Source organism: Nocardia anaemiae NBRC 100462 (assembly GCF_001612725.1).
Lineage (GTDB): Bacteria > Actinomycetota > Actinomycetes > Mycobacteriales > Mycobacteriaceae > Nocardia > Nocardia anaemiae.
Genome location: NZ_BDAZ01000008.1, coordinates 288,696 through 303,794, shown reverse-complemented (window position 1 = coordinate 303,794; position 15,099 = coordinate 288,696). Strand labels below are relative to the sequence as shown.

The window sequence follows — 15,099 nt, the reverse complement described above, 5'->3', positions numbered from 1 at the left end:
TCAGCTCCTTGAGTCCTGTTGGTAATTCTGGGATTACACCGGCGGAAGGTCGAGGCTGGAGGCGTGCGACTGCACGCTCTGCTGGAACGCAGAGTCCTGTGCGCTGAACTTTCCGCTGGACTGCACCAGGTTCTCTACCGTCTGAAGCAGCTTGTCGTTGAGCTTGTCGGCCTGGTAGTAGTAGCGCTCCATGAAGGAGTCAAAGGCTCCGCGAGCCTCACCGCTCCAGGTGGCGGTGGTGGCATCCTCATGCGCCTTCACCCGCTGGATTTCCTGAACAAGCCGGGAATGCTTGTCTTCGCATTGCTGTGCGAAGGTTTTGAGCGCTCCCGCATCAACGCTTGCCTTTATTGCCACTGTGGCTCCCTTCGGTTCCGGCCAACGGATCCCCAGTCGGCCTCTTCATATGATTGGACGCGAGCGAGGATGGATCGGTTCCATCCATCTCGGAGAAGTTTTGGTCGATCACGCGTTCGGTCCCGAACTCGTCGACGGAACCCCTCGGACCTTGACACCCCCAGCAATGCGCTCGTCGTGATCTGCCGTGCTCACACGCCCCTCCCTCCGCGTACTCACTATCGCCGACGAGCCATGCCCCCCGGCGGTGTGCCAACGGTACCGTACCTCGGGAGGGCGACGCTACCCTTGCCTACAGGTCAACGAGACATCGGAGGGGCGAGCGCTCGGCAGTGCGCCAGAACAGGATACGGTCCTGTGCGGGGCCGCCCGGAGCTTACTTCGTGACGATCTTGGCGATGGTTGGGACCATCTTGTCGACAAGCACATCGGTCGACTGATCCGTCCATACCTGGAACGCTTGGACAGTCGACGGGTCGTCCACGATGACGATTTTCGCCGACGTATTCAGTAGGCCACTCGGCAGACCACCCAAGCCGCTGTTCCCGGCCTTGCTATCTGCCCTCAGCACAATGATTATGTCGGAATCAATGTCCAAAGAGTAGGTGTTGACCGACAGTTGGCGCGGGGACTTCTCGTCACCGACCGCTTTGTATTTGGAGCTGTACCTGAAACCGATGTCCTGCAGGAACTTGGACTGTGTGCTGGGATTCAGTGTCACCGACAGCGTCGCATTGCCGAAGTTGAACGCAGTAACGGACTTCCCGTCGAATTCCGGATGCGCCTTGCGTACTTCGGCCAGTCGATCGCCGCTGGTGCCGGTGGAGTCGGATTTCCGATTGGTGAAGATGAAGGTCCCCGCCGCGACGGCAGCCGCGACGACCAAAATGCTGAGGGCGGGTACCAGCAGACGGCGGACACGGGAACGCTGAGTACCGCCATTCCGCAGCGTTGCTACCAGATGCTGGTCGGTATCCGCGCGCGGCGGTGCCGACATCGGGAGGGGGGATTGGGCCGCAGTCGGGTAGGAAGACAGCGGTGCGGTGTTCGGGTGCGCTTGGAGAGAGTGCCTCGGGTCCGTGATGTAGGCAGGTCCGGGCGCCGGGAACGGCGGGGTGCCGTACAGTGCGGCCTCCGCATCCTGGACGAACTCTCGACAAGTGCTGTACCGGTTGGCCGGATCTTTGGCCATGGCCTTCTCGATCACCGCGTCGAGCGCCGGGGGCAGACCGGGGCGGACAGCACTCAACTTGGGTGGGGGCTCATGAAGGTGACCCATCATGACGACCGCGGGCATGGTCGATGGATACGGATTCTGTCCTGTCAGGAGTTTGAAGAACGAGCAGCCGAGGCTGTAGATATCGGCGCGGTGATCCAACCTTGTGCCGACCAACTGTTCGGGTGGTGCATAGGCCACCGTGGCCATGAAATTGCCTGTGGCCGTGAGATCTTGGCCATCCTCGGCCGACTTCGCAACGCCGAAGTCGGTCAGCAGCACCCGTTCCTCATCGCCCTGTTCAGCGGCGGAGAGCAGAAAGTTGGCAGGCTTCACATCACGATGCAGTAAGCCGCGCCTGTGGGCATAGTCGAGCCCCTTACCAACCTCGGACACTATCCGAAGTGCCCGCTGCGGTGTCATGACCGAGGGGCCCTTCTTGGCCTCGTCCGCGGCGTCGACGCCGTCGACGTATTGCATGGCTATCCAGAGCTGGCCGTTTTCCTCGCCACGGTTGTACACCGCAACGATGTTCGGATGGTCCAGTCCAGCAGCCAAGTTGGCTTCTCGCTCGAAACGCGCGCGGAACTCATCGTCGGTCGATAGATCCGCGCTGAGGACCTTCAGCGCGTCGCGGCGAGGCAGGATGGGGTTCTGCGCCAGGTAGACAGTCCCCATCCCGCCGCTACCGAGAACCTGAACCACCCGGTATCCGCCAACGATTGCGCCGGGCCGCAACGCCATTCGGTCCTCCCTCGATCATGTCGAATGCCCGGACATGCGAGCCTTCCGGAGAAATCTAGCAAGCCGCAGTCAGCGATTCGACCCGCATCGGCCGTCGACGCAGCGCGGTGAAGGTCCGACGGCCGAACAACCTCAACGCCCGCTCGCCAATAGTTTGTACTGCGCCGCAGTGCGCTGGTGCAGATCTTGGACGTTGCGGCCGCCCACCCGCGCGACATACCGGTCGAACGCTATCCAACACACAGGTGGGTAGTTCGACGGTGATGAGATTCCGGGCTTGGCGTTGTAGCAGTGTGCGGTGGGCAGGTTGGTGGGACTGTCGACCTTGGCGTAGTTTTCCTCGTCGAGATCCGACGCCTCGAGCGCTGCGATGAGTCTGGTCGTGCTGGACGCGTCCCGCGTGCGATAGATGACGGTGGCGGATTCCGCGATATCGTCGACCCCCGCGTCGTCCAAAGCGGCCATGGTCAGATTGGGATGCTGCGCGAAGTGCACCGCCGCGTGCTTGGGGTAGACCGCTGTTGGGTCGGGTCCGCCTGGTCTGTTGTCCTTGTCGAAGGGCAGCGTGCGGCTGAGTAGCCCATCCACGTCGAGCTGGAGCGATTTGATTTGGTCGATCGGCGTCGGCGAGTACCCTTTCAGCCCCTCGATGATTTTGTCGAAGGCGCGCTTCACCAAGTCGGCTTGTTCGGCCGGATCGAACGGAATACTGATCGGGTCGTCGACCCGCACGTACAACAGCATGTCGTCGTGCGTGAGCCAGGATGCCATCCGGGGCGAGCCGTAGGGGACCTTCGGAACATATGTGGTGCGAGCTGCTGGATAGTCTGTGATGCGAAAACCTTCGCCGGGTGTGCGTTCAGCCAGTGCTTGCGCGGCAATGTTTGCCGAGTCAGAACTCGAGAAGCGGATGACGTCCATTTCGATTTCTCGTCCGAGTCCTGGCTCCGCCCGTCGCTGGCCAAAGGTATACCAACCGGCCACGAGCCCGGGCGCAATAGTGTTGAATTCTCCGGACTCCAATTTTGTGCCGGTGAACTCGGGTTTGGATCGCGGTGTGAGTATTCGACTGATATAACCGTGGTAATCGAAGATGAATCGGTTGTCGACTTCCATGACGAGCGGTGTCGCCGCGCCGATCTTGATTGCCTCACGGACTGCGCCGGAGTCATCAGTTCTCGTCTTCTCGACATCGCTCGGGGTGGTCGGGTAGTTACCTGAATCCAGTTTCGATGTCTCGATCACCGCGCCGTTCTCGCCGGCGTCATCCTTGGTATCACGCCCACACGCGCCGATGGTCAGTGTGAAAGCAACTGCGAGCGCGGTGGCGCAAATGCGAAGACATTGTCCCATGATTCGATCACTCGCTCTTCGCTAGAATAGAGTATTGTCCCGCAGTGCGCTCCTCCAGGCGGCGATCAACCCGCGCAATTTCGGGAAATGAAGATATGACAACCGCCACGTAGCGGTCGTAGACTATTGCGCAGAAACTGCTGTACTGGCGATTCAGATCCTTTGAATCGAGTCGCAGGCACCGCGCATCGCTGAGGCCCGGAGGTGGATCCAGGACCGTATCGTTCTTGTCGGGTTTGGTCAGTGCGGTTTGTAATCGGATGGCGGCAGCGAGGTCGCGCGCTCGATAGACGGTGCTGGCCCGGCGTCCGATCAGATCCACCCCGCCCTCCTCGAATGCCTTCCTGACCTCGATCGGGTTGCGCTCGAAATGCAATATCCCAGAAGGTTCGAACGAGCCGAAGTCCTCGTCATAAAGACTGAACCCCGGATCGGAATAGTCTTTTGCTTTCGGCGCCGCTCGACGCATGATGCCGTCCGGGTCCAAAGGGAGGTCCAGCAGGTCGTCGACCGGAACGGGCTTCTGCCTGTCGAGTGCGGGGATCTGCAAATCTATTGTCTTCTTGATGGTTTCGGCGAGCTTATCCTGGTTTGCCTGGGGTATTCCCGCGCTGATCGCGATAACGTATGGGCCGTGCGGCTGGAATGCGTTCGCGGAGAGGTCATCGGCAGACGTCGCGCGCGCATCGGGGTAGCTTTCGACATGTATCGGATGACGTTCACGCTGTTCGGTGGTTATTCTGGCGAAATCGTCCGCCGCGTTCTTGCTGTCGACGTCCGAAGCGAAACGCAGAATTGATACGATCAATCTCTTCTGGCTGCGGAGATTCCCGTTGCTCCGAGAAACATATGCGCCGGCAATGAGGTTATTGTTGTCGCCGACCGGTTTGTAAATTTCCGGAAGAGCTCCGTCTGTGGTCATCGACGTAGCGTCGGCGATCAGTTTGACGAAGCCTACGCTCGTCAGATCGCGATCCACGTCGAAGGGGTGCACAACGTAGTTCAGCATGCGGCGAGCTTCGATGAACCGCACCGACTGAGCGGCATTGGAGCCGGTTCGTAGTTTGAAGGGTGAGGGCTCGGTGGCGGCAGCGCCGGTCTTCAGGGTGGACAGATCAACGGGTGCCAGACCCGGTAATGGTTTTCCGTCGACCGAGCTCGCGCAGCTGCTGCCAGCAATAAGTGCGACCGCCAGCATCGCCACGGCAGACAATCGTCTCTTCACTGGATCGTCCTCATCGTGTGGTCAGGAGCGCGTACTGGGCCGAGATCTTCTGATGAAGATCCTGCAACTGCTTCGCGGCCGCTTGGATGACGTATCGATCGATTTGGGCAATGCAGAAATTCGCTATTATCAGCTCTTTGTCGAGAGACTGGGACGTCTGCGCATGGCACTCGGCATTCTGGCCGAGTCCGGCCGGGACCTCTACTGGTTTGTCATTTTGTCGTGCATGTGTCGATGGCCGCCATTCTTGCCAGAGTGCTTCGGAGCCCTTCTGCGACTTGCTTCGGAACACCACGGCGTCGCCGAATGAAACAAGATCGACTTCGGTGCGCTGAAATAGCGTAAGCGTATCTTGCCCGGGACTCGACAACAGCGACAGTGATCCGCGGCCGGTGTACAAACCGTCGGGCTCGGCACGAACTGGCGCGTCCGGATTGCTGGGGAGGGTGCGCCCGAGAAGCCCCTGCGGATCGAGGGGGATGTGCGGTAGTTCCGTGGCCGGTGTCGGTTGGAACTTGTCGAGCAACGGGAGCTGCACGTCGAGCATCTTCTCGACCTGCGCAGTCAACGCGGGAAGGTCGGGTACGGACGTATCGTCGACCACCTTCATGAAGATGACGTATCGGTCGTGCACCGTCCAGGAGCCGATGGAGGAGACGTTCGGCCGCCAATGTGCCGTAGTGCTCGGATATTTGGCGATCCGGACCGGTTCATTGCCGATGTTGTAAGTGAAGTCGTCGTGTTCGAGCGTCGGGCCGACGGACTGCGCGGTTTGCGCGTCGGGGAACATCAGCACCGCGATGTTCATAGTGCGCTGCCTGTGGTCTGGGTTATCGGCTGTCGCCCACGCATTGACCCAGCCCGCGACCAGGTCTTTGGCGACATCATCGAACGTGTCGTTGATGATGAGCGGGCCCAGGGTCTTGCGGTTCAGCACGATATGTGGCCGGATACTCCACACGTCCTCGACGTAGGACGGATCCGCTTCATACGGCAACGCCACATAGTCCGCCAGCCGCTGGGCCTCCCTGGCCCGTGCCTGCTTATCGCTCTTGGCATTGCCGATTTCCCGTGGCTTGGTCTGGTAGTTTCCGACATCCAGTTTCGAAACATCGGTCGCTACGCGCCGGGGATACCCGGAAACCTCGGAGCCGCAGGCGCCGACGCCTGCCGCTAGTACGCCTGCCGTCACCAAGGCACACGCGGTCCGAAGCCGGAGTGACCTCATGGCGAGCTTCAACGCCCTCCCCCTTTGTTCGCGAACTTCTCGCGGATCCTACTTCACACCCGCGGTCAGCGCCGGGGCCTATTTTCGCAACCGGGAATGCGAACGCAGCCGACAACCTTCGCGCCGCCGGTCAGGTGGAGAGGGGAAATTGCATGTGGCGCATAGGTAGACGAAATCTGTTCCAGCGCGCCGCGACAAAGCCGCCGACGCGATGGGCGAGTGCCGCCGGGGCAGTCGGCTTCACAAGCTATTGGCGAGCAGCGCGTACTGTGCGGTCACCTTCTGTCGCACATCCGGTTCCTTATCGCTGGTGACCACACCGACATACCGCTTGTACGGGACATAGCACCGGTACTTGTACTGCCGCTCCGGATCGCCTTTGCTGTTGAGCTGCAAGCACTTCGCGCCGGGAACATCCTTCGGCGCGTCGATCGGGTCGAAGGTGTTGCGCACCTCGTCGATCAGTCCGTCGATGAATTTCTGCCCGGCCGGATAGTCCCGCACCCGGGTGACCGAACCGTTGTCGACGATGGCGAACCGCTCGACGCCGACCTCGTCCACCAGCTTCTGGGTCTTGCTCTCGTCCTCGGCGGACTGCACGAAGTAACTCGGTCCGTAGACCGCGAAGTTATCGGCATTCGGGGTGTGTCCACGACGATCGGCGACCACGACGCGCGCGAGCATGCCCTCCGGATCGATCTTCAGGGTGCTGAATTTGTCCTGCGGGGTCGCCTGGAACCTGTCCAGCGCACGAGTCTGGGCATCCAGCGTTTTCTCGACCCAGCTCAGCAGATCCGAACTGTCCGCGCGGGGCCGCCCGACGAACAGCGAGATGACGAACTCCTTGTGCGCCATGAAGGTTCCGACATTGGGCACGCCAGGGCGCCAATGGATATACGCGTCCGGGTATTTGCTCGACGTCAGTTTGCGGTTGTCGGGGGAGATATTGATATCGGCGTCCTCGAGTTCGCGCGCGGCGATCTTCGCGGTGGCCTCGTCCGGGAACCGGAATACGACATTGGTGATCGCGGTGGTGTCGGCCGACGGCCGGGTCTGACCCGGCGGATCGGGCTTATCCGAACCGCTGGTGGCGTATCCGGTGAGATAGTTGCGGTTCACCAGCACCGGCTTGGATGCGGACGCGACATGTTCGACGGCATCGTCGATGCTGCTGAGCACCTTGCCTTCCCGCCCGTAGGTGAGCGACGGGTCGATCTTCGAACTGGCGACCACCGCCTCCGACATCCGCATGCCCTCGACCAGCGCTCCGTTCGATCCCGCGTCCTGGTCGTACTTGTGTCGGTCTACCGGATAGGTGCCGACCTCGAGCTTGCGCACGTCTTGCTCGGCCGCCAGCGCCGTACCCTGCACGCCGCTGCACCCGGCCAACACCCCAGTCACCGCGATACAAGCCACGGCGAGCGCGATGCGCGAAGTCCTAACCATGACAGGCCCCTCGTTCCTCCCGATGTGCATCTGAAGTTACCGGACGGACGCCGGAGAGGGGGACCCCTTAGGGCTTGGATTGCAATACCCTTGTCGATGTGGCGACGACCCCGCGAAGTGCACCTCTGGAAGGCCGATACCGTTGAAGGATCGGCAGGTTGAGGTCGTTGTCGGAGGTCACGCCGTCGCCCGGGTCGCGGGTGCGGTGTTGGTCGTCGCACATCGTGGGCATGCGCGTCCGACTCCGGACGCATCCGCCGTTGTCGCGCTGGAATCGCTGGCCGAGCTCGTGCGAGACGCGGCCGAACAGCATCCGGAGGGGCCCGGCGCACTGGTCGCGCGCGCGGCGACCCGCTGGCTAATGACCAACGCCGAGCGGATCAGCCCCGGTGAGCCGATCGATTTCGGCATCCTGTCCGCGGCCGAGACCGGTGGGGTGGCGATCTTCCTGCACGGTGCGGTCACCGCGGTACTCGCCGGTGACGGAACGCTCGAGCGCTATCGGGGCAGCGATGCGGCCTTCACCGTGGACCGAGTCGCATCGGTGCCCACGCGCGCGGTCGCGCTCTTCGTCGACGACCCCAGCGGCCGCATTCCGGATCTGCCCGCCGAGCGGGGGATCGGCTGGTTGGTCGAGGGGATCGCACAGGCGGGCGGTGCGATCGTCTGGTCCGACGCGGTGCGTGCTCGATCCGAACCGGTGCGATCCGAGGGCGCGCATCCACCGCCGACGGCACGCATCGATTCGGGACCGACTCAGCGACCCGAACCACAGTCGGAGCCCGAACCACAACTGACCGAGACCCGTGCCTCGACCGCGATGCTCGATTCGGTCCAGGAACAGCAACCGGTCGACCCGCATCATGCGCCGACCCAAATGGGCGGCACCAATCCGGCCCCGCGCCCGGATCCGGATCTGCAGCGCAGGCTGGAGGCCACCGCGAAGGCCACCGCGCTGACCGTCAAGGTGATGGGATTCAAGTGCGCGCGTGCACATCCCAGTGATCCGCGTTCGGCGTTCTGCACGGTCTGCGGGATGCCGGTGGATCAGACGCAGCAGCTCATCGAGGTGGTCCGCCCGCCGCTCGGCATGCTGGTCCTCGACGACGGCATGACCTACATGCTGGCCGCGGACGCGGTCCTTGGCCGCGATCCGGAACATTCCGAACAGGCTCGCCGCGGCATGGTGCCGTTGAAGGTCGAGGACTCCTCGGGCGGCATGTCCCGCGCGCACGCCGAGGTGCTGCTGGTGAATTGGGATGTGTCCCTGGTGGATCGGGGTTCCACCAATGGCACCCGCACCCGCCTACCCGGTTACCGTGACTGGATCCGCCTACCACCCAACCAGCCGATGGGCCTGATACCCGGCACCGAAATCATGATCGGCAACCGGGTGCTGCGATTCGAACCCGCCGCGCCGCCACCTTTCGGCTGATCAGGAATAACGCGATGTACAGGTGTGCTCGCCGTTGAGTACCCCGGCGCGGAACGCGTCCACCCTGGAGAATCCACTCGGCACGGTCTTGCCCTCGACATCGCTGGCCGCGAGCCCGTCGGCCAGCAGGCCGGAGACCGCCTCGTCGAGATCGCCTGCGGCCAAGACGATATCGCCCTGGGCCTGGGTTCGCCCCGGTTGCGCGAGCTTGCCGGTGACCACGCCCGACAGGCAGGCCGCGCGCAATCCGGTCTTCGCCCCGACGAGCTGCTGACCGTTGCTCTGCTGCACGGCGAGGGTATAGCGCGAAATGAAGACGACGTAGCCGTTGTAATCGCCGGTCACCTTGAGCGGTAACGGATCATTGTCATCGGCATTGGAGGTGCCGCGCTGGGCGAGCGCGGGCACATCGGTCGCGATGGTGTTCTTGGCGGGACAATACGAAACCGGCGGTGTGGCAACGCCGTTCTTGCAGTCGATCTTCGCGCCGGAGTAGTCGTAGGTCGGCGTCTGCTTCAGCGGCAGGATTACCGCGAGTGCCTTGCTGAGCTCGATCAGACTGTCCTTGTCGATCGGATTCTCACCGTGGCCGGGATCATCCTTGAAGCTCTGCGGCAAATTGCCGCGGCGGCGCTCGATCTCGTGCATATCAATTGCTTTGCACGCCTTCGGGCCATCGGTGAAGCCGATCTGCACGGCCGTGACCCGCTCGAATGCCGAACCGTGCACGCTCTCGGGATCATCCGGATTCGAGTCCCGAATGGCGACCGTCGCGGCCAGCACCGAATTCAGGCCATCGGAGGTATTGATGGTGAAGTGCTTGGATTTGCCTTCGGCCACGTGGCGAATGAACGCACCCGAGAAGCAGTCGGCCTGCTGCTCCTTGACGATCACCGGATCCTTCGCCTGCACGATTTTCGCCATGGTCTGGATGGCGTGTCCGTATTCGTGGGCGAGCACCATGATTACGGCCATCTTGCCGAAGGTGTCCTCGATCGTCGGCAACAGCACCGAGCGGTCCCAACCGATCGAATTGTCCAGACGGCAGTAGGCGGCATTCACCAGGTGATAGGTGGACTCCTTGCAGAATTCGAGCGCCTGGCTGCGTGGCGCCTTGGCACTCCAGGAGATCAGCTTGTCGACCGGCTTGAATTCACCGTCGAAGTCCTTGCTGTATTCCGCGCGCCAATATGTCTGAATATCCTCGATCGCGTTGAGCGCCAGGGCATCCACTTCGCCGCTGTCCCCGTTGACCGCGGTGAGCGAGCTATCGGGGACGCCCTCGCGCGGACCACTCGGACCGCTCGTCGTCGGCAGACCAGCGACCTTGAACGGATCGTCGTAGACCGAAACCGCTCGACCGTGCACCGCGCGAGTACAGCCCGGCAACATCGCGATTACGCACAGTGCTGCGGCAATGACTGCGGTCGCTCGGAGTTTCGGCAAGGCTCCCCCTAGTCGGCCGGTCGCACGTTCATAACGGTCTCCGGATCGGGGCAAAAGGCGCATCGGGGGCACCGCCGAAGTCCGGGTGATGGAATAGTATCCGCTGCATGTCTTTACCGGGGGCGCAGACCATCACCGTGCGCCATGATGGAACCGAACGGGTCTTCGATTCGAATCAACAGGTCACGATGGGTCGCGCACCGGAAGTGACGCTGTTCGTGGACAGTCCGCTGGTCTCGCGGGTGCATGCGACGCTAGCCTGGCAGGGCAACAGCTGGGTACTCACCGACAACGGCAGCACCAACGGCGTTTTCGTGGACGCGCGGCGGTTGAGTCAGCCGGTGCCGATCAATCGGCCGACGCAGGTGCGCCTCGGTGATGCGATCAGCGGTCCGCTATTGCATCTGCTGCCCGCGACGCCACGGCCGCAGCAGCCACCCGCGGCGCAACCGCCGTCCCAGTCGCAACCGCAGTCGTCGGTGCCGCCCGGGTACCAGCATCCGCGACGGACACCGCAGCCCCAGCAGCGTTCGGAGCTGCCACCGCAACCATTTTCACAGCCGCAGCCCCAGCAGCGTCCGGAGCAGCCACCGCAACCATTTTCACAGCCGCCGTCTCAGCAGCGCCCGCAACACCAACCCGCACAACCACCTTCGCAGCCGCAGGTCCAGCAGCCACCGCCTTCCCAACCGCAGCAGCCGAACGTCAATATGACCTTCAAGGCCGATACCTCGATGCTGCCGCCGGTCCGCTCCCGCCCGTCCACCGCGCCGATCGCCAGGGGCGACCGTCTGCCGCCCGGCGGGCTCAATATCGGTCGTACCTCCGATAATCAGATCGTCGTCAACGATCCGCTGGCCTCGCGCAAGCACGCGCGTCTGGTCGCGGCATCCGAGGGTCTGACCATCGAGGATCTCGGCTCGGCCAACGGCACCTTCGTCAACGGCCGTCGCGAGCAGCGCACGGTGCTGCGTGAGCGCGACATCATCACCATCGGCAATATCGACTTCGTCGTCCAGCAGGGCACGCTGGTGCATCGGCAGAAGCCGGTCGCCGAGCAGGGGCTGCACGTGCACGGCGTCGGGTTCACCGTCGAGGGCAATAAGCAGTTGCTCGTCGATGTGAATATGCAGGCGGGGCGTGGCACGCTCACCGCACTCATCGGACCCTCCGGCGCGGGCAAATCGACGCTGTCGAAATTGATCGCGGGCACCACGCATCCCTCCGGCGGTGTGGTCACCTTCGAAGGCCGCAATCTGCATGCCGAATACGAGGCGCTGCGTTCCCGCATCGGCATGGTGCCGCAGGACGATGTGCTGCACCGTCAGCTCACCGTGCGCCAGGCCCTCGGCTACGCCGCCGAACTGCGACTGCCGCCGGACAACTCGAAGGCCGACCGGCAGCAGGTGATCGACGGTGTGCTGAAAGAACTTTCGCTCACCGAACACGCCGACACCAGGGTCGACCGGCTCTCCGGCGGTCAGCGCAAGCGCGCCTCGGTGGCGCTGGAACTGCTCACCGGTCCGTCGCTGCTGATCCTGGACGAACCGACCTCGGGTCTGGATCCGGCACTGGATCGTCAGGTGATGACGATGCTGCGCGAGCTGGCCGATGCCGGGCGCACCGTCATCGTGGTCACGCACTCGGTGGCCTGCCTGGACATGTGTGATCAGGTGCTGCTGCTCGCGCCCGGCGGCAAGACCGCCTTCTGCGGTCATCCGGCCAGTGTCGGCGCGGTCATGGGCACCAGCGACTGGGCCGAGATCTTCGGGCGGGTCGCCGCGAACCCGGATCAGGCCTTCGCGGCGTATCGGTCCAGGCTGGCCTTCGCGCCACCGCCGCCACCGCCCGCACCGCCGCGGCAGGGGTCGGCGGGCAGTCCACCGCAATCCGGGCGCGCCAAGCAGTTCTCCACCCTGGCGCGACGGCAGGTGCGGTTGATTTTCGCCGACCGCGGTTACCTGGCGTTCCTGGTGATCCTGCCCTTCATTCTCGGCGCGTTGTCGCTGGTCGTGCCGGGCAGCAACGGTTTCCAGAGCGGTCCATTGGAGCAGGTGCAGAGCGGCAACCAAGTGCTGTTCGTCCCGTCCGGTGGCAGCGAGACCCAGCAGCTGCTCGTCGTGTTGATTCTGGGCGCCTGCTTCATGGGATCCACGCTGACCGTGCGCGATCTGGTCGGCGAGCGCACCATCTTCTATCGCGAGCGCGCGGTCGGGCTGCTGCCCTCGGCGTATCTGCTCGCCAAGATCGCGGTGTTCAGCATTACCGCGTTTCTGCAGGCGGCGGTGCTGGTCGGCATCACGCTGGTCGGTAAGAAGCCGCCACTGGAGGGTGCGGTGATTCCGAACGGGCCCGCCGAGCTCTATCTCGATATCGCGTTGACCGCGGTGTGCTGTGTGGTCTTCGGCCTGTTGCTGTCCAGTCTGGCGAGGTCCAACGAGCAGGTCATGCCGATGCTGGTGGTGATGATCATGGTCCAGCTGGTCATGGCGGGCGGCTTGATTCCGGTGACCAACCGGGTGGTACTCGAGCAGATTTCGTGGTTGTTCCCGTCACGATGGGGATATGCGGCCGGGGCGTCGACGGTGGATATTCGGACACTGTTCGCCAATGCGCAACCCGATGCGTTGTGGAAGCACGAGCCGAATGTCTGGTATCTCGATATCGGCCTGCTCGTCGCGATAACCGTGGTGTTGGCGATTATCACCTGGCGCCGGTTGCGGTTGCGGAAGTCGAACGCGTGATGCCCTGCTCGAGCGGCTTCTCACCGGAGGCGGTGAGCATGTCGCTCGCGCAACAGGCACACTTATGCCTGTGACGGTGCGAGTTGGGGCAGTACATCTCGGGTGGGATGTGGTGTCCGTTGCCGCGGGCGGCGGTGGGACACCGATCCGTCCCGTGCAGGTAGAAGGTACATACACGCCGCCCGCATATCTGCTGGCGGATTCGTCGGGCGGGCTGCATACCGCCGGAATGGAGCGGCAGCGGCCGGATCTCGGGATGGCGATCGCCGATGTGCGCGACATCCTCGGCCATCCGCAGATCGTGGTGGCCGGTGCGACCTGGCCCGCCGAACTGGTCTTCCGTGCCCGCATGTACAACCCGCTCGCGGCCGTCGGCAAATATCTGCGCGGTAAACCGGATCTGGTCGCGCTGCCGTTCCCGGACGGCTGGCCGGACGCGAAGGTCGATGTGTACGTCGACCTGGTCGAGCGGCTGGACGTCACGGTCGAACCGCTGCCGGAAAGTGTCGCGCTGTCCGGATATGTGCGTGCGCTCGGGCTGGTGCGTTCCCCGGACGATCGCAATTCCCGCGGCATCGGCGCGACCGGGGTGTACTCCGACGGACGGACCATGCTGGTGGTCGCGGTGCACGGCGACGATGAGCAGCCGACCGAATCGGTCGACGTGCCGGTCACCGCGGAGGCCATGCGCGATGCGCGTTCGGCCGACAATGTGGTGATCGAGGTGATGGCCGCGGCCCGCTCGATCGGCGCGGACACCTCGACGGTGCTGCTGTCCGGCAATGTCTGCTTCAACGACGCGCTGCGGTTGGCCTTCCAGAACCATCTCGGGCATCGATTGCATGTGGCCGATCACCCGATGCACGCGCTGGTGCTCGGAGCCTCGCACCTGCTGGTGACCGATAACGAGAACGGTGAGCCGGAGTCGGCGGGCAGGCATGCCGAGCCGACACCGCCGCCGCGGGCGCGGCAGATGGAGTCCGCGCAGTATCAGGCCGAATCGGCACAGCAGCAGGCGCTTTCGGCGCAGCGGCAGGTTGAGGCCGCGCAGGCGCTTTCGGCACAGCGGCAGGTTGAGGCCGCGCAGGCGTTATCGGCGCAGCGGCAGGCCGAGGCGTTGCATGTGCCGTCTCGTTCCGAGCAAGGGCGTCCCGAGCAAGGACCGGTCCGTTCTGATCAAGGGCAGGTCCGGCCTGATCAAGGGCAGGGACATGGGCAGGCTCACCGCGAGGCCGGACAGTCGCATCCGCCGGTGGTTCAATACGGGCCCGGATATCCGACCGTGCAGCCGTCGACCGAGCCGACAGGTGAGGAGCCGACCACGCGGGTCGGCCGGGAACCCTTGCCGCCGAACCTCGCCGAGCTGGGTAGCCGATTCACTCGCCCGCCGGGGCAGTATCCGGACGAGCAGCGGCCCAGCGTTATCGGTCGGCCCCCAACGCCACAGGGACCGCCGCCGCCGCTGGGTCCGCGCGGTCCGTACCAGCCACCGCAGGACCAACCGCCGCAGGGCAGTTCGCAGTGGCATCCGTCCGAATCGGACGACGAAGACAAACCGCGCAAGGGCAAGCGCTGGGGCAAGTTGTTCGGCGCGCAGGCGGTGGCCGGTGCCGCCGCACTGGCCGCGATGGCCGTGCCGTCCGGTGGTGACCGGGTCGAACTGGCCGCTTCGGTCGCGGGGACGCCGGTGTCCTGCCCATTGACCCCGTACGTCACCAATGAGCAGCGTGAAGGAATTGCCGCGGCTCGCGGATTCGACCCGGGTCTGGTGTCGGCACAAGGCGACTTCGGCGCCGCGGGCGCGGAGTGCGCGCAGCCGAGCATCGACGTCCCCCGCTATGTGGTTCCCGGCCCGCCCGGCGCCATCGACCACGGGCCGCCGACCGAGATCTGACCGGTTTCATA

The 15,099-nt window shown here is 63.8% G+C and carries 10 protein-coding genes; 3 read left to right on the top strand and 7 right to left on the bottom strand.

The genetic code is table 11. The features are described from left to right. Positions 1-33: 33 nt before the first annotated feature. From NA5_RS06975 to NA5_RS06950, 6 genes are all read right to left on the bottom strand, one after another. A complete protein-coding gene (locus tag NA5_RS06975; RefSeq protein ID WP_062983065.1) occupies positions 34-357 on the bottom strand; it encodes a WXG100 family type VII secretion target in 324 nt (107 codons plus the stop codon). A 376-nt stretch (positions 358-733) separates the two neighbouring features. Then, positions 734-2,317 carry a serine/threonine-protein kinase gene (locus NA5_RS06970; RefSeq protein ID WP_062983063.1) on the bottom strand — a complete coding sequence of 528 codons (1,584 nt, stop codon included), beginning with the start codon at positions 2,315-2,317 and terminating at the stop codon, positions 734-736. 132 nt (positions 2,318-2,449) lie between these two features. Next, entirely contained in the window at positions 2,450-3,670 is a 1,221-nt protein-coding gene (locus NA5_RS43455) for a DUF7373 family lipoprotein (protein ID WP_062983061.1), read from the bottom strand. Between the two features lie 7 nt (positions 3,671-3,677). After that, positions 3,678-4,868 carry a DUF7373 family lipoprotein gene (locus NA5_RS06960; protein WP_063813233.1) on the bottom strand — a complete coding sequence of 397 codons (1,191 nt, stop codon included), beginning with the start codon at positions 4,866-4,868 and terminating at the stop codon, positions 3,678-3,680. Positions 4,869-4,905: 37 nt separating this feature from the next. Next, positions 4,906-6,123, bottom strand: coding sequence for a DUF7373 family lipoprotein (locus NA5_RS06955; RefSeq protein WP_084483937.1), 1,218 nt, complete (start codon positions 6,121-6,123; stop codon positions 4,906-4,908). Between the two features lie 240 nt (positions 6,124-6,363). Further along, the gene (locus NA5_RS06950) at positions 6,364-7,569 is read right to left on the bottom strand and encodes a DUF7373 family lipoprotein (protein ID WP_062983055.1); all 1,206 of its coding nucleotides are present in this window, start codon (positions 7,567-7,569) and stop codon (positions 6,364-6,366) included. A gap of 142 nt (positions 7,570-7,711) precedes the next feature. Here NA5_RS06950 and NA5_RS06945 point away from each other — a divergent pair, with 142 nt between their 5' ends. Further along, a complete protein-coding gene (locus NA5_RS06945) occupies positions 7,712-9,004 on the top strand; it encodes an FHA domain-containing protein (protein WP_062983053.1) in 1,293 nt (430 codons plus the stop codon). Here the strand turns inward: NA5_RS06945 and NA5_RS06940 are convergent, their stop codons facing one another. Continuing rightward, positions 9,005-10,450: a neutral zinc metallopeptidase gene (locus tag NA5_RS06940; protein ID WP_174555200.1), complete on the bottom strand. Its 1,446-nt coding sequence runs from the start codon at positions 10,448-10,450 to the stop codon at positions 9,005-9,007. It lies immediately after the preceding gene. 107 nt (positions 10,451-10,557) lie between these two features. Here NA5_RS06940 and NA5_RS06935 point away from each other — a divergent pair, with 107 nt between their 5' ends. Together NA5_RS06935 and NA5_RS42090 are read left to right on the top strand one after the other, a co-directional pair. Beyond that, a complete protein-coding gene (locus tag NA5_RS06935; RefSeq protein ID WP_062983048.1) occupies positions 10,558-13,194 on the top strand; it encodes an FHA domain-containing protein in 2,637 nt (878 codons plus the stop codon). Positions 13,195-13,264: 70 nt separating this feature from the next. Continuing rightward, a complete protein-coding gene (locus NA5_RS42090; protein ID WP_245672124.1) occupies positions 13,265-15,088 on the top strand; it encodes a chromosomal replication initiator protein DnaA in 1,824 nt (607 codons plus the stop codon). Positions 15,089-15,099: the final 11 nt, after the last annotated feature.